Genomic DNA, 24,629 nt, shown 5'->3' on the forward strand with positions numbered 1-24,629 from the left:
TATCTTAAACCTTATCATGCACCTTAGCATGTTTGCCACCATTCCAAAGTGTTAAAATATCGGTTGCCACATGCGCACCACTTCCAGATGCTATGGCAAATTGGCTACGCCATCCAGCTAAAGTACCCGCAACATATAAATTAGGTTCAATTAAATGGTCTGTGTTTTTTAACCATATACGGTCTTTTTCAATAGCTGCTCTTGGGTGTGGTTCAATGTACTGTTCTAAACCTTCTATATTTATTAAGCTAGTATAACCAACAGTAATAACTATAATTTTAGATGTATAGGTGCTTTTGTTAGTAGTTACCTCAAAACCATCATTTCGTTTTAATATTTTTAAAACCTTTTCGTTATCAATTTGCTCAATATGCGGATACAAATCCGAAAGCTGTTTTTTACCACTTTCTAGAATAGAAGCGCCAGTGGTTCCGGGAGTTAATCCTAAAACATTATTAAACAATGCGGTTTGTAAATGCGATGTTTTTTGGTGTGTAATAATGCCAATAGTTTTTCCTGAGGCATAAGCTCTTGATTGTGCAGAGCCAATAACTAAGGCACAAGATAAACCTGCTGCTCCACCACCAACTATTAAAGCATCGTACATATTACTTACCGGTTTTTACTTTTTGTTCAATACGTTTAGAAATCCTTAAAATAGCCATCATAACAATAACACATAAAGAGGCTACAATAGTTATTAAAGCAACTATACTTTCATCTTTAAAAGGTGCGTTAAAATCAATTTGAGTTACATTAAAAATAATTAAACCCATGGCAATTATACTAAGTATTATGGTGAAAATTTTCATCTATTTAAATTTTAATATCGTTTTTATAATCTGGTGTTTTTTTTAAACAATGTCAAATAAAGCTTTAATGTTGTGTGCAAATAATTTTACTGCAATAGCTAATAAAACAACGCCAAAAACTTTTCTAATAATATTAATACCATTGGCTCCTAAAAAACGCTCAATTTTTGCCGATGTTTTAAGTACAATATAAATAATTACAACATTTAATAAAACAGCAACAATAATATTCTCTATGTAATACTCGGCTCTTAAAGATAATAAGGTAGTTAAACTACCAGGTCCGGCAATTAACGGGAATGCTAAAGGAAAAACCGCTGTTGTCATGGATGCGTTTTCATCCTGTTTGTATAGTGTAATACCAAGAATCATTTCTAGGGCAATAAAAAATAATATAAATGCCCCTGCAACTGCAAACGAGTTAACATCAATACCAATTAGGTTTAATATGCTTTTTCCTAAAAACAGAAAAATGATTAAAATGGCTCCGGCTATTAAGGAGGCTTTTTCACTTTGTATATGTCCGGCTTTTTTTCTTAAATCAATTACAATAGGAACATTCCCAATAATATCTATTACGGCAAATAGTACCATAAAAACTGTAAATATTTCTTTAAAATTAAATTGCATGACGTGTTAATTTAAATTTTTAAAAGTTTCGCAGATCTTTGCGTTTTTAAATTTCTTCAAAAGTAGATTAATATCTTAATTAAATAAACCCAAAGTTTAACTATTTTTGTCATCTACAAGATAAAAACATTTATGTTTCAATTAGGCAAAACTATTGTTTCTGAGGATATTATAGAAAAAGACTTTGTATGTAATATATCGGCATGTAAAGGCGCGTGTTGTATTGATGGCGATGCTGGTGCACCTCTTGAAGCAGACGAAGCGAAGATACTAGACGATATTTATCCAAAGGTAAAACCGTTTTTAAGACAAGAAGGTATTGATGCTATTGAGGCGCAAGGTACTTATGTTACTACCGAGGATGGCGAACTAGAAACACCTTTAATTAATGGTGCAGATTGTGCATACGTTATTTTTGATGAAAAAAAGGTAGCGCTTTGTGCTATAGAGGAAGCTTATAACCAAGGTGAAGTTACTTGGAAAAAACCAGTTTCATGTCATTTGTACCCAATACGCGTTCAAGAATATAGTGAGTTTTCTGCAGTTAATTATCATAAATGGCAAATTTGCGACGTAGCCTGTACACTAGGTGAAGAATTACAAGTTCCTATCTATAAATTTGTAAAAGAAGCCCTCATAAGAAAGTTTGGTGAGGATTGGTATATGGAACTAGAAAAAGTTGCAAAAAACTATTAAAAACCTTGCTTAACAAGTGTAATAATAGGCCTTGAAGCACTTGTAAATCTTTTAATTCGTTTTCTTCTGAAAGCCCAGTGAATGGGTTGTAAGTCGTTAATTATCAATTGTTTGTATTTTTTGTTTTGGGACAACATTTTTTTTTAGTTTGTTTTTAATTGTTAAAAACTTGTTGAAAAGGTTTCAAAGATTTAGTTAAAACATGTTAATGAATTTACAATCTTTGTTGTGGGTAAAAAACAAAATATTTTTCAATTCTAAAGGAAAATAAGTTTTGACACTTTACCCTTTTTTTTGAGGGGAAATAATAGCACATTTTATAGAAATTGCACAAGAGCGTTGGGTAAAGATGCCCAATATTCTAATGGCTGTTTAATATTTTAAATTAAATTTTTTATGGAAATCACACAGATTATAAAAAGGGATTACGAAACCAGTCCTTTTGTTTTAAATAAAATTTCGAACGCCATTGAAAAAGCAATGCTTTCTGTAGGGAATGGTAGTAAAGAAGATGCAAACACAATTTCTGTTAAAGTTTTACAAATCTTATTAGAAAGAAAAGCAAAAGACCATAATTATTTGCCCACTGTAGAGGAGGTGCAAGATCTTGTTGAAGAAACATTAATGACAAGTTCTTTTCCTGGTGTTGCAAAAGCCTATATCTTATATAGAGATGAGCAAGCTAGAAATAGAAAAACAAATATTTTTGAAAAACGTATAAACTTAAAACCATACGAGTATCCAGAATTAAACGAGTATGTAGATGCTATTAGACACTCGTATTGGATACATTCTGAGTTTAACTTTACAAGTGATATTCAGGATTTTAAAACGAGACTTACTGTTGTAGAGCAAAATGCTATCAAAAACACTATGCTTGCTATTTCGCAAATTGAAGTTGCAGTAAAATCTTTTTGGGGCGAGATTTACAACAAAATGCCAAAACCAGAAATAGGATCGGTAGGTGCAACATTTGCTGAAAGTGAAGTACGTCACCACGATGCTTATTCGCATTTATTAGAAATTTTAGGTCTTAATAACGAGTTTAAAAACTTAAAGAAAAAGCCTGTAATAATGAGACGTGTTCATTATTTAGAAACAGCTTTAAAAAACGCAAAAAGTGAAGATAATAAAGAGTATGCAGAGTCTATTTTACTGTTCTCTCTGTTTATCGAGCATGTGTCGTTATTCTCTCAGTTTTTAATTATTATGGCTTTTAATAAGCATAAAAACATGCTTAAAGGGGTTTCAAATGTTGTTGAGGCAACTTCTAAAGAAGAGCAAATACACGGCGATTTTGGAATTGATGTTATTAGAATTATTAAAGCTGAAAACCCAACATGGTTTGATGAGGAACATAACGCTTTAGTAAAGGAACTATGTGAAGAAGCTTTTAAATCTGAAAGTAAACTTGTGGATTGGATTTTTGAAGCCGGAGAATTAGATTTCTTACCTAAAAACGTAATAAACGAATTTATAAAGAACAGATTCAATAACTCGTTAGAGAGTATTGGTATCGATAAAGTATTCGAAATAGACGAAGCTTTAGTAGCACAAACCGAATGGTTTGATGACGAAATTATAGGAACTAAACACGGAGATTTCTTCGTAAAACGTTCTATCAATTATAGTAAAAGAACAAAAAGTATAACCAGCGACGACTTATTTTAAACCATGAACGAACACCTTAATCCAGATCTCGAACAAAAAGTGAATACAGAAACAGTAAAAACGTCTAACCACGACGAATTATTAAAAGCTAGAAAAGAAGCTATTAAAGAAGGCAAAGCAGAACCAGAAATAAAATGGTTAACAGAGCATAGTCGTCAATTTTTAGCATCTGGTTATCTTACTGATAATACGACTCCAGAACAACGTATTAGAGAAATTGCTGATAATGCTGAAAAAATCTTGAAAATAGATGGTTTTGCAGATAAGTTTTATGGCTATATGGCAGAGGGTTATTACTCTTTAGCATCGCCAGTTTGGTCTAACTTTGGAAAAAGACGTGGCTTACCAATTAGTTGTTTTGGTTCACATATCTCTGATGATATGGGAGATATCCTTTATACGCAATCTGAGGTTGGGATGATGTCTAAATTAGGAGGTGGTACTTCTGGTTACTTTGGAAAACTTCGTCATAGAGGTGCGCCAGTTAAAAATAATGGTGAATCGTCTGGAGCAGTACACATCATGCAATTGTTCGAGAAAATGGTGGATGTTGTTAGTCAAGGTTCTGTAAGAAGAGGTCGTTTTTCTCCTTATTTACCAATCGATCATAAAGATATTCATGAGTTTTTAGAAATAGGAACAGAAGGTAACCCAATACAAGAATTAACTCATGGCGTAACAGTTGGAAACGATTGGATGCAGTCTATGATTGATGGTGATGCCGATAAAAGAGCAATTTGGGCTAAAGTGTTACAACGTAGAGGAGAAATAGGATATCCTTATATTTTCTTTAAGGATAACGCTAATAATGCAGCACCAGATTGTTATAAAGATAACGCACATGAAATTTACGCAAGTAACTTATGTTCAGAAATCATGTTGCCAACAAACGAAAGATGGTCTTTTGTATGTGTATTATCTTCAATAAATGTATTGCATTATGATAAGTGGAAAGATACCGATGCTGTTGAAACTATGGTATATTTCTTAGATGCTGTTTTAGAAGAGTTTATTACAAAGCTAGAAGCATACAGAGATTCTGATGATCGTGATGATAGACAAACTTTCATGTTTATGGAGAAAGCATATAACTTCTCTAAAGAAAACAGAGCATTAGGAATGGGAGCATTAGGATGGCACTCATTACTACAATCTAAAATGGTAGGTTTTGATAGTCAAGAAGCATTTAATTTAAATAGCGAAATCTTTAAAACGATTCAAGATAAATCGGTTAAAGCTTCAGAGGAATTAGCAAAATTATTTGGAGAGCCAGAAGTATTAAAAGGATATGGCAGACGTAACGCAACATTAAACGCTGTGGCACCTACAACATCTTCAGCATTTATTTTAGGACAAGTTTCTCAAGGTATCGAGCCAATTTGGTCTAATAGTTATGTAAAAGATATTGCGAAAATAAAAACAACTATTAAAAACCCGTATTTATTAGCACTTTTAGAAGAAAAAGGTATGAATACTGTTGATGTTTGGAAGAGTATCCGCGATTATGACGGTTCTGTGCAACACCTAGAAGGGCTTACAGATCATGAAAAAGATGTGTTTAAAACCTATTCTGAAATTGACCAAATGACTATTATTTATCAGGCGGCAAACAGACAAAACCACATTGACCAAGGACAATCTTTAAACATTATGGTGCATCCAGATATGCCTGTTAAAGATATTAATAAGCTATATGTTAACGCATGGAAACTTGGTGTAAAGTCTTTATACTACCAACACAGTATGAATGCAGCACAAAAATTTAAGCAAAAGAAAGAATGTACTAGCTGCGAAGGGTAAAACCTAGTGTTAATATAGATATAGAAAAAAGCACCTCAATAGAGGTGCTTTTTTTGTTTAAAACTATATATTTAAGATTCAAAAATAATTATGAATGACAGATAATAGCTTTTATGTAACCGAAGATCTTTTAGCTACCAAGAACATGCGTTTTGTAAATCATCTTATAGATTTAATACCGCAATACGTTGTAATGTATGCTTTATCCTATTCCTTTTTTTATTATGGAGAATTCACCGGTGATTATGCTTTAAATAACTATTGGGCAGAAATGTCTAAAATTGAAGATTATTTATATTCATACACACTACTGTTTATTTATTATTTTATGATGGAGTCTCTTACAGATAGGACTTTAGGTAAATATGTAACTAAAACTATGGTTGTTATGGTAAATGGAGAAAAACCAACCAACCAAGCTATTGTTAAAAGAAGCCTTAGTAGAATGATTCCGTTTGATGCATTATCCTTTTTGGGAACTAATGGCAAAGGTTGGCATGATTCTATAGCTAATACTTATGTAGTAGATGTTGCCAAATTTGAAGCTAGAAAAAGATCACAAAGTGAGCTAAATCAGATAGGAATTACTCAAGACATATAAAAGAATATTAAGCAAAAAAATGCACCTCATTCGAGGTGCACTTTTTATATATAAATAGCCTAAGCTGAATTAATCTAAAATATTATTTTCTGCTAAACCTTCGTTGTTATCAGACATTAAAGCAAAAAACTTGTCAATGTTTGGAAGAATGATAATACGTGTTCTTCTGTTTTTTGATCTGTTTTCAGACGAATCATTAGCGGCAACAGGTTGGTAACTACTTCTACCAGCTGCAATTAATTTTTCGGGAGCTACGTTATATTTCTCTTGTAGTTTACGAACCACAGACGTCGATCTTAAAACACTTAAATCCCAGTTATCGGCAATGTGTCCTGTTTTTATAGTTCTAGCGTCTGTGTGGCCTTCAACCATAACATCTAAACTAGGTTCAGAGTTTATAACATCGGCTAATTTTTGCAACACCGTATCGGCTTTAGAGCTTAATCTGTAACTTCCAGAGTTAAATAACATATTATCTGCAATAGAAATCATAACTACAGTTTCATTAATATTTACTGCAAAGTCTTCATCTTCATTCATGTTACTTTCGTTAATAGTTTTTTGAAGATTATGTGCTACAGCCAAATTCATTGAATCTTTAAGTGTTTTGGCCTGACTTAGTTTATTAGCATCAACATGTTTAAGTGTTTCCCGCATTTTAGACTTAGTAGCATTGGACATTACAACATTACCAACAACATCTAGTTTGGTGTCGTTTTCTTGCTTTAAAGTGGCTAATTTGGTATTGTAAGCATCAACACGAGATTGAATTTTATCAAACTTAGCTTCTAAGTCTTCCTTAGCTACAATAGTTTTAAGTAATTCACTTTTTATTTCGCCATTTTCTTGCTCTAGGGCTAAGTATTTCTTTTTTGAAACACAAGAAAAAGTGAGGGCAATTAATAATACAATTGAAATTTTCTTCATAATAATAAACTTTTAAGTTACTCTATTTACGTTGAAGAGTTGTTTTTAGACGTTAACGTGTAGTTTGTTTTTTTATTTGTTTGAATAGCGTAGTTGTAAGTGGTTTATAGCTAGTGTTATAGGTGGCAAAACAAAAAAAGCACACTTATTAAGTGTGCTTTAAACTATGTATTTAAATTGTTTTGGGCCTATTTATATTGGCATAAGTAAGCGGTTTGGCTTGCTACCTTTACTTGAAATTTCTGGTTAGCTTCAATTTGATATGAGCTACCTGCTTTGTATGTAGACCAATCTGTTTCGCCTGGTAATTTAACCATCATTTCACCTTCTACAACAATCATTGTCTCGTGTGTTGAGGTTCCAAATTCATACTCACCAGGTTCCATAACGCCTACTGTGGAATTTCCAGTTTCAGATTTGTAACCTAAAGATTTTACTTGGCCGTCAAAATATTCGTTTGCAGAAATCATATGCTTAATTTAATTTGATTATAAAATAATTGGAATGCTAATTTAATAGAAAAGCACCTTATTATAAAGGTGCTTTTATACTAAAATTATGAAATTATTTTATTCTTCTTCAGGACTAGCAATAGTTGCCGGTTTAATAGAAGCATCATGCGAATTATGATATTCTTCTAAAAGGTTCATAGTCGCTGTTAGTAAATCTTTAGTTTCTAAAAGTACACCAAAGTATAATGTTGTATTTTTTGGACTAGATTCTTCAGTACGCGTACGCTCTACTTGTTTTTGGATTTTTTCAGATAGTATATTTAATACCTCTTCTTTTCTATCTAAAATGCCTGCTATTTCAGCAAAAGCATTAGAATCGAACACCGCTTTGGTATCATTAAATAAACTTTCTAGGGCCGCATCAACTTCTTTTAATTCTTTAATTTGATTAAATTTAAGTTTCTTGTGGTTATTGTTCACGTGTTTATAACTCACCTTAGAGATGTACTCTAAAGATTGTGTCATATCCTGTAAATACCCTAAAATATTAATGTAGAAATTACTAGCACCAACACTAGATTCGTCTAGGTTTTTGATAAAGTAGAAAATGTTATCTCTTAATTCATCAACTTCTAAAGAAAGTTTATCAATTTGTTTTTTATTCTTTTTAAGCGATAATAAATCTTGCTTAGCAAGACCGTTTATAGCGTTAGTATAAATCTTATTACCACGTTTAACAACGTTAGCAACATTATTAGCACTTTCATATATTACACCTTGTACAGAACTACTTTCTGCTTTAATTAAGCTGTCTTCTGCTCTAACTTCTTTAGATTTTTTAGTGTGCAGCATAGAACTTCTAATTAGTAATATAAGTGCAGCTACAAGTAGCACTGGAAACATTACTGTTAAGTTTAAATTTAACAAGTAAGCCACTAAAGCCGCTGCTGTAAATGCGCTAAATGCAGTAAAAAACCAACCACCAATAACGTTTATAACACCTGCAACTCTATATACAGCACTTTCTGCACCCCAAGCACGATCGGCTAATGATGAACCCATGGCTACCATAAATGTAACATAAGTTGTAGATAAAGGTAGTTTGTATGATGTAGCAATAGAAATTAAAACAGCAGCAACCATTAGGTTTACAGCGGCTCTAACTAAATCGAAAGCAGGTAATTCATACGCTCTATCCTTTGGCATTTTTATAACAGGTTTTTCAAATTGTTTATCAATTTTTTCCTGAACAGATTGTGGTAATAAATATGATGATACTTGAGACATTACCATCGCTGTTCTTACAAAACCACGAGATAAAAAGTTAGGTTGAAAACGTTCTTTAGTTTCGCCTTGACTAGATAAATCTAAAGATGTTTTTACAACTCCTTTTGCTTTAGTAGAAAACCAAAGGGTTAAAACCATAATCATACCAGCCATAAATAATAACCAGTTGTTTGTTGGAACTTTTTCTGCTAAAACATCCATTGGGAATTCATGTGCAGGAATTCCAGAAGCAGACCATTCTAAAAATGCATTATAAGCTGCAACAGGTACTCCAATAAAATTCACTAAATCGTTACCTGCAAAGGCTAATGCTAAAGCAAACGTTCCTACTATAATAATAAGTTTATATATATTAGTTTTTGCAAAGGCTATTAAACTATATGATAATAAAGACCAGAACGTAAAACTAACAAGTACAATAGGTAAAACGTTTGTTTCAAGAAAATGAGACATGGTGTTTCCTCCAAGAATATCGTAAGATTCTTTTGCATAAGAAGTTCCTTTTAAACCCTTCATGAAAATAAAATACGTAATGGCTGTTAAAGCAAACCCACCAAATAAAGCGCCAACCCAATGTGCTTTCTTTTCGAAGTTGTATGATAATAAAACCCTAGAAAACCATTGTACTAATGCTCCAATGGAGAATGCGACGACCACCGAGAGCAGTATACCGAATATAATTTGTGAAGCTTTTGATGTGTTTATGTAATTGATAACATCGCCAAAACTACCACCATCATGACCTATTTTAATTAACGCTATGGCAACGGCAGCACCTAACAATTCGAAAACAATAGACACTGTTGTAGATGTTGGCATACCTACCGAGTTGAAAAAATCGAGTAGGAGGATATCCGTTATCATAACCGCCATGAAAATAATCATGATCTCATCGAACATAAATTCGCTCGGGTTAAAAATACCTTTTCGAGCTACTTCCATCATACCGCTAGAAAACACAGCACCAACTGCAACACCGGCACTTGCCACTATCATTACAGTTTTAAAAGAAATAGCTTTAGAACCGATGGCGGAATTTAAAAAGTTTACCGCATCGTTACTAACACCAACAACCAAATCAGCTATTGCTAAAATGGCTAAGGCAATAATCATATATAAATAAATATTATCCATAGGGTTTATTTGTAAAATGTGTGCAAATATCATCGTTTTAAATAATTGTTATGTTACGTGAATGTTATCAATTAGAAGTGGATATCCATTTGAAGCCTGAACATTAGCTCGTTATCGCTACCATGAATATTGGTGTAACTTATATCGCTTTGTACTTTAAGTTTGTGCCCCGCTAAATATTTTGAGAGGCCTAAAGTATACATGTCATCAGAATTGCTATTTGAAACAGCATCCATATTAATGTCCGTAAATCGGCCTGTAATTTCCCAGTTTGAAGGGAATAGATAGCCCGTTACTAAGTTTAAACCGTTTCCAACTTGCACAGCATCTCCGGTCTCAGTACCATCTGTGTTTTTTGCAATGGGATTGTCTGCAGTTCTATCTACATATTCAAACATAAAGGAATAGCCTTTGTATTTAAACATACCGTCAACAAAAACGGTGTTCACATTAGTTTTATGAAAATCAGTTCCGCCATCAATAAACATATAAGACCCTCTATTACTTCGCGTTCTAACAGCGTCATTATTGATTTCGTAACTTGCACCTACCGATAATTTAGGTTTTTGTTCTCGTTTTAAATCTGAACCTCGGTAATCGCCTTTACTACTAAAATTCCCGAAAGGTAAAAACTCTAATCTTCCAACATATTGGTAACCACCTAAGTTAATTCCGGTAACGTTTCTGCCTTCACCTTGAGACACTGAAAGTGTTTCGTTAATAAGGAATTTATCTGTAACATTAAAATGATGTTTTAGCATGGCTCCAATATCTCTATCAATATTAAAGCGGCTATTTAATCGAGATCTATCAACAAGTTGTAAATCTCCAGAAGATATAACACGTTCTCTGTTACCAGGAAGTTTGCCTTGACCTACCCATAATTCGAAATTTTGGTGAAAATTCCACATGATACGAGCATCCATAATATATCTAGGAGAATTGCTAGTAAAAGCTGAAGCGCCAGACATATCTCTATTCGATAAACCAAGTTCAAATTTATATTTTAATTTAGGAGAGAATGCAAAACCGTCAAATTTTAGTCTAGATCGTCTAACCAAAAAGTTTGATTCATTAGGTCCATTTTCATTCCAGGTAGAAGTACCAAGTAATTGGAACCTAAAACCTACTTTCATGGTCCAAGAGCTATCTTGACCTACAAGATTAAAAAGGCCTTTTCCGAATTTGCCTGAATTAACTTCTTGCGCATTTAAAGAAGTTAATGCAAACAGAAATACCCAAATAAGGGTAATTTTAGTTTTCATTTAGTATTAGTTTTTGTCGCTGCAAATAACTAAAACTAATGTTAACTTAATGTTTCCTAATGATTAACTTTAGAACAAAAAAAAGACTGCCTCGGCCAAAGACAGTCCATTAGAAATCATAATAATGTAGTCGACAAAAACTAATAGATTATATGAAAAACTAATTTTTTTGTCTTAAGACAATACAAATATCTAGGTTTAACATCACCTTAAGGTAACCTGTATATTAAGGAATTATTAATTTCCAATGTTAAATCTTTAATAATTGTTAATTGTTAAAGTACTGTAAATGAGCTATTTGTGAGTTTAATGTTAATTTAAGGTTAACAAGGTGTTGTGTAAATGTTAACTATTGTTTATCTTTGAGGTATAATGTTAAAACCCCCATAATTATGAAGAAGTTATTATTTGTTTTTGCCTTTTTAATTACTGTGGTATCTTTTGGACAACAAAAGAGAGACTTAAAACTTAATAAAGACACAAACTTAATTGATGTTGTTTATTATCATGACAATGGTGTTGTAAGCCAAACGGGTTCTTACACAGCAGATGGTAAATTACAAGGTGTTTGGTTAAGCTTTAACGAAGAAGGCAAAAAAACAGTTTCTGCAAATTATGATAATGGAACAAAAGTCGGCAAATGGATTTATTGGATTGACGGATCTAAAAAGGTAGTCAATTATGAAAATAATGTCGCTTCGCTATAGGTTATATAGTAAAGTATAAAACAAAAAAAGCATCCTAATTAGGATGCTTTTTTATTATATGTTGTTTACCTTTTATAGGCTAGCATTTTTCCAAGTCCAAGTAGAGATGTCTACTTGAGTTCCTGTGTTGTATGCGTCTGTTGTTGTTGCAGCAGCACCTTCGATAATTACGTTAGCTAATGGACCATCATCTTTCATGTCGATGTTAGTATCATATCCGCTTAAGTAAAGGTCTGTAATAGTTGCTCCAGAAGTCTTTTTAAATTGTAAAGCAGTTCCTCCAACTGTAGATATAGCAGTAACATTTACAAATTTAGGGTTTCCGTTATCTTTATCACCTTCAAAAGCAGTAGAGAATCCAGCAACAGTATGAGAAATGTATGTGTTTGTTATTGTTCCATTCCATCCTTCAGTCCAATCCACAGCATCATCACTATTGTTTTCTAAATAAATGTTAGTTACAGAAGCAGTACCACCAAAGAACTCAATGCCATCATCATCACCATTAATTACAGAAATGTTTTCTAGAGTTGTTCCAGAACCTACGGCGTATAATGAAATACCATTGTATTGAGACTCCGAGTTAATTTGAGCACCAGTTCCTTTAAGGACTAAGTAAGTTACAGAACCAGAGTTATCAGCATCATTAGTTCCACCGTAAATAAACCCACCAACTTCGGCAGTTGCATCAACACCAGCAGTAGTTGTTGCATTACCACAAATTGTTAAACCTCCCCAATCTCCAGGGCTTGCAGATGCAGAAGAAATAACAACAGGGTTAGTAGCAGTACCTTGAATATCTATTTCGCCACCTTGTAATACAGCAATGTAAACTCCTGTTCCGCCATCTCTAGCAGTAATTTTTGTTCCAGCAGGAATTGTTAACTTTCCACCATCTTGAACGATGTAAGATGAATTAAGAACGTAAGAAATTGAAGCGTCTAAAGTTACGTTTCCAGTAACAGCTCCTTGAAGTAAACTACTTTCAAATGAGATATCTGAACTTACCCATGGAAAATCTTCTGCAGTTGTATTAGCAACAACTGTAGTATTAAGTGCATAGAAATACTCGCCTGTAGCTAATTGATCTTCATCTGAAGCAAATGCTACAGGTGTATAACCGTCTATAAAAGTAACGTTTGAAACTGCTCCACCATCTTTCATATCTAAATCAACATCATAACCAACTAAAGAAAGGCCATCAATTGTACCTCCTGAAGTTTTCTTGAATTGTAATGCAGTACCACCAACAGTTGATACAGCTGTAATATTATTAAATTCTGGGTTACCATTATCTTTATCGCCTTCAAAAACAGTTGAGAAGCCAGCAACAGTATTAGAAATGTAAGCATTAGTTATGCTACCGTTCCAACCTTCAGTCCAATCTATAGCATCATCACTATTGTTTTCTAAGTATAAGTTAGTTACTTCAACAGTACCGCCAAAAAACTCAACACCATCATCATCACCATTAATTACAGCTATGTTATCTACTAATGTACCAGAACCAACAGCGTAAAAAGAAACACCATTGTATTGAGACTCCGAATTAATTTGAGCGCCAGTACCAGAAATTTGTAAATATCTAATTATACCTGAACTATCAGAGTCATCGGTACCACCATAAATAAAACCACCAACTTCGGCAGTTGCATCAACACCTGCAGTAGTTGTTGCTTTACCACATAAAGTTAATCCACCCCAATCGCCAGGGTTACCATCTGCAGAAGACATAATAACTGGGTTTCCAGCAGATCCGTTAATGTTTATTTTACCACCTATTAAGGTAGCAATGTAAACATCTGTTCCGCCATTATCTGCAAGAATTTTTGTTCCAGCAGGAATATTTAATGTTGCACCATCATCAATAATAAATTGACCTGTTAGGCTATAAGTTGTAGTAGCAGAAAGACTAAAGTCTTCAGTTAATGTACCATTTAAAATACCTGCTTCTAAGTTCTCCATAACTTCTGTTGTACCGCCAGTTATTGGGTCTGGGTCTTCAGAATCACAACTCGTTAAAGTAATAGCTCCCAAAGCCATTGAGATACTAAGTAGTTTTACAAATAAGTTTTTCATTTCTATTTTTAATTTTGGTTTATTATGTATGTTTATTCTGCAAATTAAGCGGATTTATGTTGCTTACTGTTTAATTAAATATTAAGCATAAGTTACCTTTGGTACCTTAAATAAGCCTTCATGTTAAGCGAGTGTTAATAGTTAATTATCACTTAAGATTAATGCATAAATGAACAAACCTCAATACATTGTATTGAGGTTTGTTTTGGAATTTTAAACCTTTTAAGCGGTTTAAATATATTCTTGATTATAATTAAAAATCGTATTTTAAACTTAAGTTTAATTGCGCTCCTTTTTTGTAAGAAAGAACAACCTCGTCAGTCTCAACACCTGTATTTATATTTCTAACCAATTGTGTTTGTTGAATGTCTGGGTTTAATAAGTTTCTACCAACTAATTTAATTTGTAATTTTTCAGTTAGCATTTTACTTACAACGAAATCTAGAGTAAAAAATCCTTTCTCAATAATTTCATCATTATAAAGTACAGCACTATTACTAAAATCTTCTGGCGACCCTAAAGCGAATACCTTATCTGAAGAGTAGTTTCCTGTTAACGTAGCATTAAACTCTTTTTCAGTTTTACTATTATAGCTTAATGAGCTGTTTAAGATTAAATCTGATGCACCTTGTAAATCTGATTCTGTGATACCTTTGTATTGAAAACCTTCTAATAAATCTTGATTAAACCACATTTTAGTAATGTTGGTATTAAAATCTAAAATACTTTCATCGTCTTCATTTTTGAGAATTTCTAATCTTGCTTCAAACTCAATACCAAAAACATTAGCATTATCACCAGTATTTGCATATTCAAATATTCCAGAAGATCCTCTAGTTTGTGCTAAGTTTATTGGGTTTTTAATGTCTTTGTAAAACGTTGTTGCAGAAAGTAATTGACCTTTAGAAGGGAAAAATTCGTACTTTAAATCGACATTAAATACATCTGATTTTTCTAAATTTGGATCACCTCTAGTAACACGTCCTGTTGGCGATACATATTCAAAAGGTGCTAATTCTTTAAACTCTGGTAAAGTTTGTGTTAAACTAGAAGCAAAACGAACGGCATGCTTATCGTTTAATTCGTATTTTAAGTTTAAACTAGGGTATAATTCAGTGTATTCTTTTTTAATAGAACCAATACGACCAACAAAGTTAGCAACATCCCAAAGCACATTAATTTCATCGCGCTCAAAACGTACTCCAGCATTACCAGAAAGTTTTTCTCCTAAATGGAAATCTAAATTGGCATAACCTGCAATAGCATTTAAATCGGCATCGTATCTATCGGCTTCTCTTTCTCTTAAAACTAAGCCGTTTTCGAAATTTTCTGTAGTAAATGTTTCAGAAAATTGATCGACAGATGGTACTTGAAAATCTCTCGCTCTAACTCCAATAAACAAAGAGCTAAACACTCTATCTTTTTGACGGAAGTTTGCTCCGAAGTTTAATTTAAATGGGTGGTTATCATCTTCATCTAACGTTCCAAAAGAAATGGCGTCGTTAATATAGGCGTTGTATTCTGTATCCTCAATTTTCTGGTTAGACTTTCTTTGTTGAAAATCTCCAACGTGAGCATATTGCACGGTGTTTTCATCTAAAATATTAGCTTCATTTCTAACTCTGTTAGGTTCTTGCGCTAATACATAGTTATACCCAGCAGCCCAAGTTAGTTTGTTGTTTACTTTAATTTGGTGAGAACCTTCAATTTGGTTTACTAATAAAATAGTTTGTTTAAAGTTTTGGTCTCTAACAAAAGCACCATCTTCTTGTGGATCCTGATCAAAAACATAGCCTTCACCATTTCTACCTTGCTCGTAAACATTATCGTTACTTGTGTTAACAGATAAGCTGCTAATTTTAAGTCTATGGTTATCACTTAATTTTAATCCTAAATTAACATAACCTGTTGTGTTTGTTTTAGTAGTAAAAGATTCGGTATCTGTAAACTCGTTATCTAAGATATTCGATCTGTAACTTCTAAAAAGACCTTCTTGGTATTCTGAAGATTTAGAGTGCGAACCAGCAACAAATACTTTAAGCTCTTTCCCAAATACATCAAATTTTTGAGCACCAGAAAGCGATATTCCGTAATTTCCAGTACTTTTTTGTTTAAGCGGATCCCAACTTTGTCTTGTTATTAAATCTACAAGGGCATATTCTTTTTTATGGAAACCTAAAGTGGCATCTTCTGTTGCAACACTTCTTTTAAAACCGCCATCTATACCTAATACATTAGTATTGTAACCAGAGCTTAAACTAACAGATGCTCCTTTTTTAGAATAGCCTTTTGAAGTAATATCTACATTACCCGAAGTTTGATCGGCATAGCTAGATGTCGCGTATGTTTTGCTAATTCCAACATTTTCAATAATGTTAGTTGAAAACAAATTAAGGTTAATGTTTTTGTTGTTTACATCATCAGAAGGTATTGGTAAACCGTTCATGGTTGTAGATAAGTATCTATCACCTAAACCTCTAATATAAATATCTCCAGAACCTTCACTTTTAGAAACTCCTGCAATTTTAGTAGTTGCAACAGCAGCATCAGAAACACCAATTTTAGATAAACGTTCTGCTCCAATACTTTCTTTAATTACAACCGCTTTTTTCTGCTCAAATAAAAGGGCAGACTCACTTTCTCTTCGTGTTGTAGTGGTAATAACAACCTCGTCTAAAGAGGCAGCACTTGCACTCATTACCACATTAAGTTCTAATTCTTTTCCAGCAACTACAGCAACAGGTATTTCTTGAGTTTGATACCCAACAAAACTTACTATTAGTATATAGTCTTTGGCTTCTAAATTGTTTAAGGTGTAAAATCCATCAAAGTCCGATGTTGTACCTGTAGTGGTTCCTTTTACAATAACATTAGCAAATGCTAACGGTTCATTGTTGTATTCTTTATCTGTTAATTTACCTTTAATAGAGCCTGTTTGGGCATAAGAAAATACAGTTGTTAACAGCGTAAGTACTAGTAATAGTTTTTTCATTGTAATAATCTATTTTTGTCGCTGCAAAGAAACCAACGTTTTAAAAACTTAACGTTACCTACGGATTAAATAACTGTAATAAAAGTGTTAGTTAAATGTTAATTGAAACCCTATATTTCTTTTAATAGTTTACAATGAGTTAACATAAAAAAGCGTGTTTGGAAAGTAATAAACAATTTTAGTCTATTTTAAAACATTTAATTGAGGTATATATAAAGCAGCTTTCATGTAAATGAAAGCTGCTTTATATATAATGTCTTTATTAACTAAGTAATACTAATTAGTTGTTGCTGGCCGATGCACTGTTATCTGCGCTTGCCATGGTAGCCATTAAATCTTCTAAAGATAATGTGCTAGGTTCTAGTATTACCTTCACTAGCGCAGCATTTGATGCTATCGTGATTTTTGTTTCTTTAGTGTTATAACCAACAAAGCTACTTACTAAGGTGTATTCACCATTGTCTACATTGTCGAACTTAAAAAAGCCTTTGTCATTAGTTAAAACTTGAGCTCCAGTTTCCTTTAAAACCACTTTAGCAAGTATTAAAGGCTCGTTATTAGATTCAAAATCTAATAAGTTACCATGTATAGCACCTGTATCTTGACCAAAAGATAGTGCCGAAATAAAAAATAAAGTGATGTAAATTATGTGTTTCATAATGGTTAGAATATCCACTGCAAAAATACACCCCTTTACAAGTTTAGTATGTTACCAAATCATTAAACATAAATGATTAAAAGGTTACCCTAATGTTAAGTAATTTACCAACTTATTAAGTCAACAATTTATTATCTTGCCACAAGTTAATTGAACAAAAAATTATGAACTGGGAGCAACTTTTATCCTTAAAACGCTTTGGCGACACTAGTAAACGTATACGTAAAGAACAAGACGAAACCCGTTTGGGCTTCGAGGTAGATTACGACCGTGTTATTTTCTCATCAGAGTTTAGGAGTTTACAAGATAAAACGCAAGTTATCCCATTATCCGAAACCGATTTTGTACACACACGTTTAACGCACAGTTTAGAGGTTAGCGTAGTGGGCCGATCGTTAGGGAGACGCGTAGGGCAAAAGTTATTAGAAAAGCATCCGCATTTACAAAGTTCGCTCGGGTATCAAGCCAACGATTTTGGAGCTATAGTAGCAGCAGCAGCATTGGCTCACGATATTGGAAATCCACCTTTTGGACATTCTGGAGAAAAGGCTATTGGCGAGTTTTTTAAAACAGGCGAGGGTAAAACATTCAAATCTAAATTAACCGATAAGGAATATCAAGATTTATGCGATTTTGAAGGTAATGCTAACGGCTTTAAAATTTTAACCGAAGATAGAGCAGGGCGTTTTGGAGGACTCCGTTTAAGCTACGCCACACTTGGGGCGTTTATGAAATACCCAAAAGAGTCGTTACCAAAAAAGCCAACAAAACATATAGCGGATAAAAAATATGGCTTTTTCCAAAGTGAAAAAGAAGCCTTTCTAGATGTTGTAAAGGAACTCGGGTTAACTAAACGAAATGAAACCGATTTAAGCTACGCCAGACATCCATTAACCTATTTGGTAGAAGCTGCAGATGATATTTGCTACACCATTATCGATTTTGAAGATGGTATTAACCTAGGCCTCATTCAAGAAGAATTTGCCTTAGAATACCTTTCTAAAATAATTAGACACACCATTAGGCCCGAAAACTATTATGCGCTTTCCACCAAGGAAGACCGCGTTGGTTATTTGCGAGCCCTTGCCATAGGTTCGCTTATTAACGAGGCTGTCGATATTTTTATGGCCCACGAAGATGCCATTTTAAACGGAAATTTCGATTGCGCATTGCTTGATAAAAGTAAATACGATGCACAAATAAAAGATATCATTAAAATAAGTGTCGATAATATCTATCAATCTACCGAGGTTGTCGATAAAGAAATTGCAGGTTATGGCGTAATAAACACACTATTAAAAACCTATACCAAGGCCGTAAACAACTGTTTTAATAACTCTGGTTCCAATTACGATAAGCTTATTTTAAAAGGCTTGCCAAAAAACATAAAAGTTGAGGATCCTAGTTTATACAATCGTTTATCAAGCGTATGCTATTACGTGTCTTTACTATCCGATAGTAAAGCTATTTTAGATTACAAGAAGATAAAGGGGATTAGTTTTTAGAATTATAAAGCCTTAGGGTGATTTCTAGTTTTTAATCATAATTACTAAACATATTTATGTCTAGTAATTATGATTAAACGTAAAGAATTAGCCTTGATATTACGCAATATAAACCATTGTTTTATGTTTCACTAATTCTATTTTTATTAAAATAATCAATTATATCGGGTATTTCAAAAAACGTTAAGTTTAGTTAAAATAATCCTTATATTTACACAGTAATAAATAAATTATCTCCCTATAGTTTATTAATTTTTGAATAGCATAGTACTAATCTTTAATAAATAAACCTATATGAACATTTCTACTTTTAAACCTATTCACGGTATTTCTTCCCAAATTAGGTGTTACGCTAAGGCCCTATTTTTATTTCTATTTGTTTTTTCAAGTGCCAATATTGCAACCGCTCAAACACACACTTTTACTAGTTTTAATGTAGGTACGGTTACCAGCGGAACAACAGGTACATCCGTCGCATTACCGACAGCAGGAGTTACTGGAAATTATTTAATTTACGAGATATCTGCCGACTTTGCAGGAACAGGCTCAGGAACTACTGCGTGGTCAGAAGAAATTCAAATGGAATTGAATGATGGTGGTACTGTTATATTTTCAGAAGTTTCCAAATCAACATCAGGATTTATGGGTAACGATAGCCCAACAACTTTATATTGGACCGGAATATTAAACAAGGCATATGTAGGCGGCGATAATTTAACAATACGCTTTTTCAGTTCGTTTAATGATGCGTTGGGGCCATACACCTCTAATATAACCAATGTAAATGTTAATATTACAGAAGCAAACCCTTATGCTATTGCAAGTTTCGATGTAGGGACTGTAACTAGTGGAACAACAGGTAAGTCTGTTCCGGTAACTACAACAGGAATTACAGGTAACTATTTAATTTACCAAATATCTGCCGATTTTGCAGGAACAGGCTCAGGAACTACGGCTTGGTCAGAAGAAATTCAAATGGAATTAAATGATGGTAACAATATCATATTTTCAGAAGTTGCCAAATCAACATCGGGGTCAATGGGTAACGATAGCCCAACAACTTTGTACTGGACAGGAATATTAAATAAGGAATATGTAGGCGGCGATAATTTAACAATACGCTTCTTTAGCTCATATGATGTAGATGGTCCATACACATCCAATATAAGTAATGTAAACATAAATATTGCGGAGGCAAACCCTTACGTTTTTTCAAGTTTCGATGTAGGTACAGTAACAAGCGGAACAACAGGCACGTCTGTGGCAGTAGCTACAACAGGAGTTACGGGCGATTATTTATTGTATCAAATATCAGCCGATTTTGCAGGAACGGGATCGGGAACTACTGCTTGGTCAGAAGAAATTCAAATGGAATTGAATGATGGCGGTACTGTTATATTTAAAGAAGTTGCCAAATCAACATCAGGCTCAATGGGTAGCGATAGCCCTACAACCTTATACTGGACTGGATTTTTAAATAAAGAGTATTTAGGAGGCGACAATTTAACAATACGCTTTTTTAGTTCGTATAATGTTGATGGTCCATACACGTCTAATATATCCAATGTAAATATCGTTTTAGCGAATTTTGATAATTCGACTTTAAGTGTTAATTCTTTGGATAACAACAGTAAATTTAGTGTATATCCCGTACCGTTTGAAAACGAGTTGTTTATCGATTATTCCTTCGATTATCAAACCGATGTTGCAATTCAAGTATACGATCTTAAGGGTGCATTAGTAAAAAGTGTAGTAAACAAAAACTATACAAGTCAATCTCAAGCTAAAACCAAATTAGATTTAACAGCATTTAGAAACCAGATATTTTTTGTAAAACTAATTACCAACAAAGGTGTTAGCGTAAAAAAAATTATGTCTAAATAAATTATTTTAAATATAGGTGTTTGGGCGTTACCACAAGGGGCGGGCTTTCACTACTCAATCCCGCCTTAGGGCGGGGATTTCAAACATGCCGTTCAATCCCTAACGCACATATCTGCCAATATCTTGTTTGTATTACAGTTATTATGTTATACTAAAGGTTAATTAGCTTTTTACTTCCGGAAGACTAACAATAAACGCTGTTCCTTCACCTAATTTACTAACTATGCTAATAGAGCCTTCAAGGTTTTCAACCAGTGTTTTTACAATAGCCAAACCTAAACCATGAGAACTCTCGCCCTCGGTTGGTCGTGCCGATAGTTTTTGAAACATTTTAAATGCCTTGTTTTTATCGGTATCAGACATACCAGGACCATAATCCTTAAAAGTAATAACTATAAAACCATTACTAGACTTTGCCGATAAATCAATATGGCTTCCTCGTTTCGAAAACTTAATAGCATTGGTCATTAAATTATCAAAAATACGACCCACCAATTTTTTATCTGCATGAATTTTAAGAGGTGCTTTAGCAATATACTTTCTTAGCTTTTGCTCTTTTTTCTGTAGTCTGGTTATATAACTTTTTTCCCATTCTTCAATATATTCAGAAAGGTCAAAATCTTCAGAATCCACTCTTTTCTCTGGGAGATTTACGTTACTCATAATAAGTAAATCTGTAATTAAGCTATTTCCGCTTTCTACAGATTCATTAATGTAACCAATATATGTTTTTTGTTCTTCGTCTAAATTTTCGTTGTCTTCTAATAAATGGCTAAGGCCATAAATATTGTTTAAAGGCCCTCGCAAGTCATGGGCTATAATTCCAATAATTCCATCCTTTTCTCTATGTAGCTCCTCTAATTCTTTATTGTTTTCTAGCAGCTCTTTGGTTTGTTTCGATACTTCCTTTTGCAGGAAAGCTTCTCTTCTCTTTAATGCTGTTACGCGTAAATAAAAAATTGAAAAAATAGACCCAAAAAGCACTAATACACTAAGTATTTTAAACCAAAGTGTTCCCCACCAAGGCGGTTTTATGTTAATAATTAGCGTTGTTGGTTCTTCATTCCATACACCTTCATTGTTAGAGCCTTTTATTTTTAATACGTATTTTTTGGGATCCAAATTTGTAAAGGTAAGATCGTGTTTATTACCATATTCTATCCATTCATCATTAAATCCTTCTAATTTATATTTGTATGTGTTGAGTTGAGAATTTGTAAATTCTAAAGCTGCAAATTCAAATGTTAAATTGTTTTGATCAAACAGCAAATCTATAGTGGTCAATTCAGGGGAATTTTTATCAAAAACTATAGTTTTATTATTAACCTTAATATCTGTAAAAACAACTTCTGGTATGTACGGATTAGTTTTTAAATCATTAGGGTTAAAAATTGTAAATCCCGTTGTTCCTCCTACCAATAAATTGCCATCCAACCCTTGTGCATGACCTCCCATATCTAGAATGTTATTTTCAGGAACTGTTATGTTTTTAAATTCCATATTACTTGGGTTTACTCTAGATAGCCCATTGGTGGTTGTTAGCCAAATATTACCATCAATACCCCGTAAAATGCCATAGATAACATCACTTGGTAGACCTTCATTTATGCCGTAGTTTTCAAAATTTTCAGAAACCGGATTAAATATTGATAAGCCACTCCTGGTTCCAATCCATATTTTATTACTACTATCGCGGTATAAAGAACGAATTTTATTGCCAACAATGCAGTTTTTGCAACCTTCAGTATAATCCCATAATTTATAGGTATGGGTTTTGGTGTTTAGTAAAATCAATCCTCTGTTACTACCAATCCATACTTCTGTTTCAGAGTGTGTTAATACACAATTTACATATAGATTAAGTAAAGGTTTTTCTGCGTTATTTTTTGGATATATAGTTTTAAACTCGTTAGTTACTGTGTTATAGGAAAGTATGCCGGTTCCTATAGTGCCAAGCCATAATATACCATCTTCTGGCTCATAAATAATCTCAATGTGACGTATTTTAGTTGCTAACGGATTATTGGCAAAATCCTTTGCCAATATAAATCGGTCTTGTTTTTGGTGATATTTATAGAGTGCGCCGCCTTGTGTAGCTACCCACAAATCTTTGTTTTTAGAACGGTAAATAGCTCGTATTTTTGGTTTTTTGGCATCGGCTTTATAATTAAAGTCTTTTATGTAATTTTTGAATAAATTAGATGTAAGGTTAAATCGACTTAGGCCATTGCTAGTTCCAATCCATACGGTACCGTTGGCATCTTGATGCATAGCTCTAACATCATTATTTATTAACGAATTGCTATTTTTGCTGTCGTATTCCCAATGTTTAAAAATGAGGTTTTTTAAATTGAATTTATTCAATCCGTTTCCTCGTGTAGCTATCCAAATGTTTTTAGATTTGTCAACAAGTACATCTTGTACTAAATTATTGCCAATTTTATAATCGGAGTTTCCATCGGCTTTGTAAATAGAAACATGGTTTGTACCTATTTTGTAGTGTATTAAACCATTACCATTTGTACAAAGCCAAATCCCTCCATTATTATCATTATAAAGACTCCATATATAAACGTTTTCTACTAAATTTTTATCATTAATATCTTCTATAGGAATGCTTTCATAGGTTCCGGTTAGCGTATTTAATAATGCAATGCCATTATCTGTGGCTACATAAAGGGTGTCTTCATGGAAATCTAAATCATGTATAAAATCTGATGGTAATCGATGATCTCCAGTGTAGTTTAAATGAGGTTTGGTAAATTCTCCGCTCTCAGGGTTAAAGTAATATAGGCCGTAAAATTCATCGCCTATCCAAAGGTTTCCCTTATGATCCTCTACGATACCTTTAATAGAATATTTACATGTTTCGCACGTATTAGGTTGTAACCAAGTTTTAAAAGTCATGGTTATAGGGTCCAATAAATTTAAACCGTTTTTTGTGGCCACCCAAAGTCTAGACTTGCTGTCTTGGTATATTTGATTTACAATGTTACTGCTTATGGACGTTGCATCGTTTGTGTTATGTTCCAGACGTGTTATAACATCTGTAGTTGTATTGTAAAGGTTTAACCCGCCACCACTGGTTCCAATCCATATATTTCCATTAGAGTCTTCTAATAAATTAGTTATCAAATTATCAGAAATGGTATTGGTGTTGTTAGCATCGTACTTGAATATTTTAAACTCATATCCGTCGTATCTATTTAATCCATTGTTGGTGCCTATCCAAATAAAGCCTTTTGAGTCTTGAATAATATTATTAGGATAATTGGATGAAAGCCCTTTCTCAATACCAATTTGCTCTAAAAATTTATTATTAGACTGAGCATTAAGGCTAGTAATTATTAGTGCGTAGAATATTATAGTAAAAAATATTCTACTTAAAAAATGTGCCATTTTATCAATCTATTTATATTAAAAATAGTAAAATATTAATCAATACTATTAGTAAACACCCTTTTTTAAAGTGGTATTGTAGCTTTTAAGATTAATCTGGATATTTTATGTTATTGGTCGATTAAATAAA

18 protein-coding genes are annotated in these 24,629 nt (G+C 33.0%); 7 read left to right on the forward strand and 11 right to left on the reverse strand.

What is annotated here, in order from left to right:
- Positions 1–4 precede the first annotated feature (4 nt).
- From AAFN75_RS07790 to AAFN75_RS07800, 3 genes are read right to left on the reverse strand one after another with little or no spacing between them, the layout of a single operon-like run.
- Positions 5–607 (reverse strand): FAD-dependent oxidoreductase, encoded by a 603-nt coding sequence (locus AAFN75_RS07790; protein WP_411809024.1) that lies wholly within the window; start codon positions 605–607, stop codon positions 5–7.
- A gap of 1 nt (position 608) precedes the next feature.
- Complete coding sequence (locus AAFN75_RS07795; protein WP_411809025.1) at positions 609–812, reverse strand: hypothetical protein; 204 nt, start codon at positions 810–812, stop codon at positions 609–611.
- 42 nt (positions 813–854) lie between these two features.
- Positions 855–1,442 (reverse strand): MarC family protein, encoded by a 588-nt coding sequence (locus AAFN75_RS07800; RefSeq protein ID WP_411809026.1) that lies wholly within the window; start codon positions 1,440–1,442, stop codon positions 855–857.
- 132 nt (positions 1,443–1,574) lie between these two features.
- On the opposite strand from AAFN75_RS07800, the gene AAFN75_RS07805 reads away from it, so the two are divergent.
- From AAFN75_RS07805 to AAFN75_RS07820, 4 genes are all read left to right on the forward strand, one after another.
- Entirely contained in the window at positions 1,575–2,138 is a 564-nt protein-coding gene (locus AAFN75_RS07805) for a DUF3109 family protein (protein ID WP_144115014.1), read from the forward strand.
- A gap of 396 nt (positions 2,139–2,534) precedes the next feature.
- Complete coding sequence (locus tag AAFN75_RS07810; RefSeq protein WP_411809027.1) at positions 2,535–3,809, forward strand: ribonucleotide-diphosphate reductase subunit beta; 1,275 nt, start codon at positions 2,535–2,537, stop codon at positions 3,807–3,809.
- 3 nt (positions 3,810–3,812) lie between these two features.
- Complete coding sequence (locus tag AAFN75_RS07815; RefSeq protein ID WP_411809028.1) at positions 3,813–5,609, forward strand: ribonucleoside-diphosphate reductase subunit alpha; 1,797 nt, start codon at positions 3,813–3,815, stop codon at positions 5,607–5,609.
- 94 nt (positions 5,610–5,703) lie between these two features.
- Positions 5,704–6,210 (forward strand): RDD family protein, encoded by a 507-nt coding sequence (locus AAFN75_RS07820; protein ID WP_411809029.1) that lies wholly within the window; start codon positions 5,704–5,706, stop codon positions 6,208–6,210.
- Between the two features lie 69 nt (positions 6,211–6,279).
- On the opposite strand, the gene AAFN75_RS07825 is transcribed toward AAFN75_RS07820, so the two are convergent.
- The 4 genes from AAFN75_RS07825 to AAFN75_RS07840 all read right to left on the reverse strand — a co-directional run bounded on the left by AAFN75_RS07825 (position 6,280) and on the right by AAFN75_RS07840 (position 11,275).
- A complete protein-coding gene (locus AAFN75_RS07825) occupies positions 6,280–7,137 on the reverse strand; it encodes a flagellar motor protein MotB (RefSeq protein WP_411809030.1) in 858 nt (285 codons plus the stop codon).
- Positions 7,138–7,325: 188 nt separating this feature from the next.
- Positions 7,326–7,607 (reverse strand): pyrimidine/purine nucleoside phosphorylase, encoded by a 282-nt coding sequence (locus tag AAFN75_RS07830; RefSeq protein ID WP_411809031.1) that lies wholly within the window; start codon positions 7,605–7,607, stop codon positions 7,326–7,328.
- Positions 7,608–7,706: 99 nt separating this feature from the next.
- Positions 7,707–10,010, reverse strand: a complete 2,304-nt coding sequence (locus AAFN75_RS07835; RefSeq protein ID WP_411809274.1) for an anion permease — start codon at positions 10,008–10,010, stop codon at positions 7,707–7,709.
- A 71-nt stretch (positions 10,011–10,081) separates the two neighbouring features.
- Positions 10,082–11,275, reverse strand: coding sequence for a porin (locus AAFN75_RS07840; protein WP_411809032.1), 1,194 nt, complete (start codon positions 11,273–11,275; stop codon positions 10,082–10,084).
- Positions 11,276–11,667: 392 nt separating this feature from the next.
- On the opposite strand from AAFN75_RS07840, the gene AAFN75_RS07845 reads away from it, so the two are divergent.
- The gene (locus AAFN75_RS07845) at positions 11,668–11,982 is read left to right on the forward strand and encodes a nicotinic acid mononucleotide adenyltransferase (protein ID WP_144115021.1); all 315 of its coding nucleotides are present in this window, start codon (positions 11,668–11,670) and stop codon (positions 11,980–11,982) included.
- A 72-nt stretch (positions 11,983–12,054) separates the two neighbouring features.
- Here AAFN75_RS07845 and AAFN75_RS07850 read toward each other — a convergent pair whose 3' ends face one another.
- The 3 genes from AAFN75_RS07850 to AAFN75_RS07860 form a co-directional block, all read right to left on the reverse strand.
- Complete coding sequence (locus tag AAFN75_RS07850; RefSeq protein WP_411809033.1) at positions 12,055–14,061, reverse strand: hypothetical protein; 2,007 nt, start codon at positions 14,059–14,061, stop codon at positions 12,055–12,057.
- A 253-nt stretch (positions 14,062–14,314) separates the two neighbouring features.
- Positions 14,315–17,053: a TonB-dependent receptor domain-containing protein gene (locus AAFN75_RS07855; protein ID WP_411809034.1), complete on the reverse strand. Its 2,739-nt coding sequence runs from the start codon at positions 17,051–17,053 to the stop codon at positions 14,315–14,317.
- Between the two features lie 280 nt (positions 17,054–17,333).
- Positions 17,334–17,711, reverse strand: a complete 378-nt coding sequence (locus AAFN75_RS07860) for a carboxypeptidase-like regulatory domain-containing protein (protein WP_411809035.1) — start codon at positions 17,709–17,711, stop codon at positions 17,334–17,336.
- Between the two features lie 164 nt (positions 17,712–17,875).
- Here AAFN75_RS07860 and dgt point away from each other — a divergent pair, with 164 nt between their 5' ends.
- Positions 17,876–19,216 carry a dGTP triphosphohydrolase gene (gene dgt, locus AAFN75_RS07865; RefSeq protein ID WP_411809036.1) on the forward strand — a complete coding sequence of 447 codons (1,341 nt, stop codon included), beginning with the start codon at positions 17,876–17,878 and terminating at the stop codon, positions 19,214–19,216.
- Positions 19,217–19,510: 294 nt separating this feature from the next.
- A complete protein-coding gene (locus tag AAFN75_RS07870; RefSeq protein ID WP_411809037.1) occupies positions 19,511–21,100 on the forward strand; it encodes a T9SS type A sorting domain-containing protein in 1,590 nt (529 codons plus the stop codon).
- Positions 21,101–21,262: 162 nt separating this feature from the next.
- Here the strand turns inward: AAFN75_RS07870 and AAFN75_RS07875 are convergent, their stop codons facing one another.
- The gene (locus AAFN75_RS07875) at positions 21,263–24,499 is read right to left on the reverse strand and encodes a two-component regulator propeller domain-containing protein (protein ID WP_411809038.1); all 3,237 of its coding nucleotides are present in this window, start codon (positions 24,497–24,499) and stop codon (positions 21,263–21,265) included.
- Positions 24,500–24,629: the final 130 nt, after the last annotated feature.

Source organism: Algibacter sp. AS12 (genome assembly GCF_046736315.1).
In the GTDB taxonomy this organism is placed as follows: domain Bacteria; phylum Bacteroidota; class Bacteroidia; order Flavobacteriales; family Flavobacteriaceae; genus Algibacter_B; species Algibacter_B amylolyticus.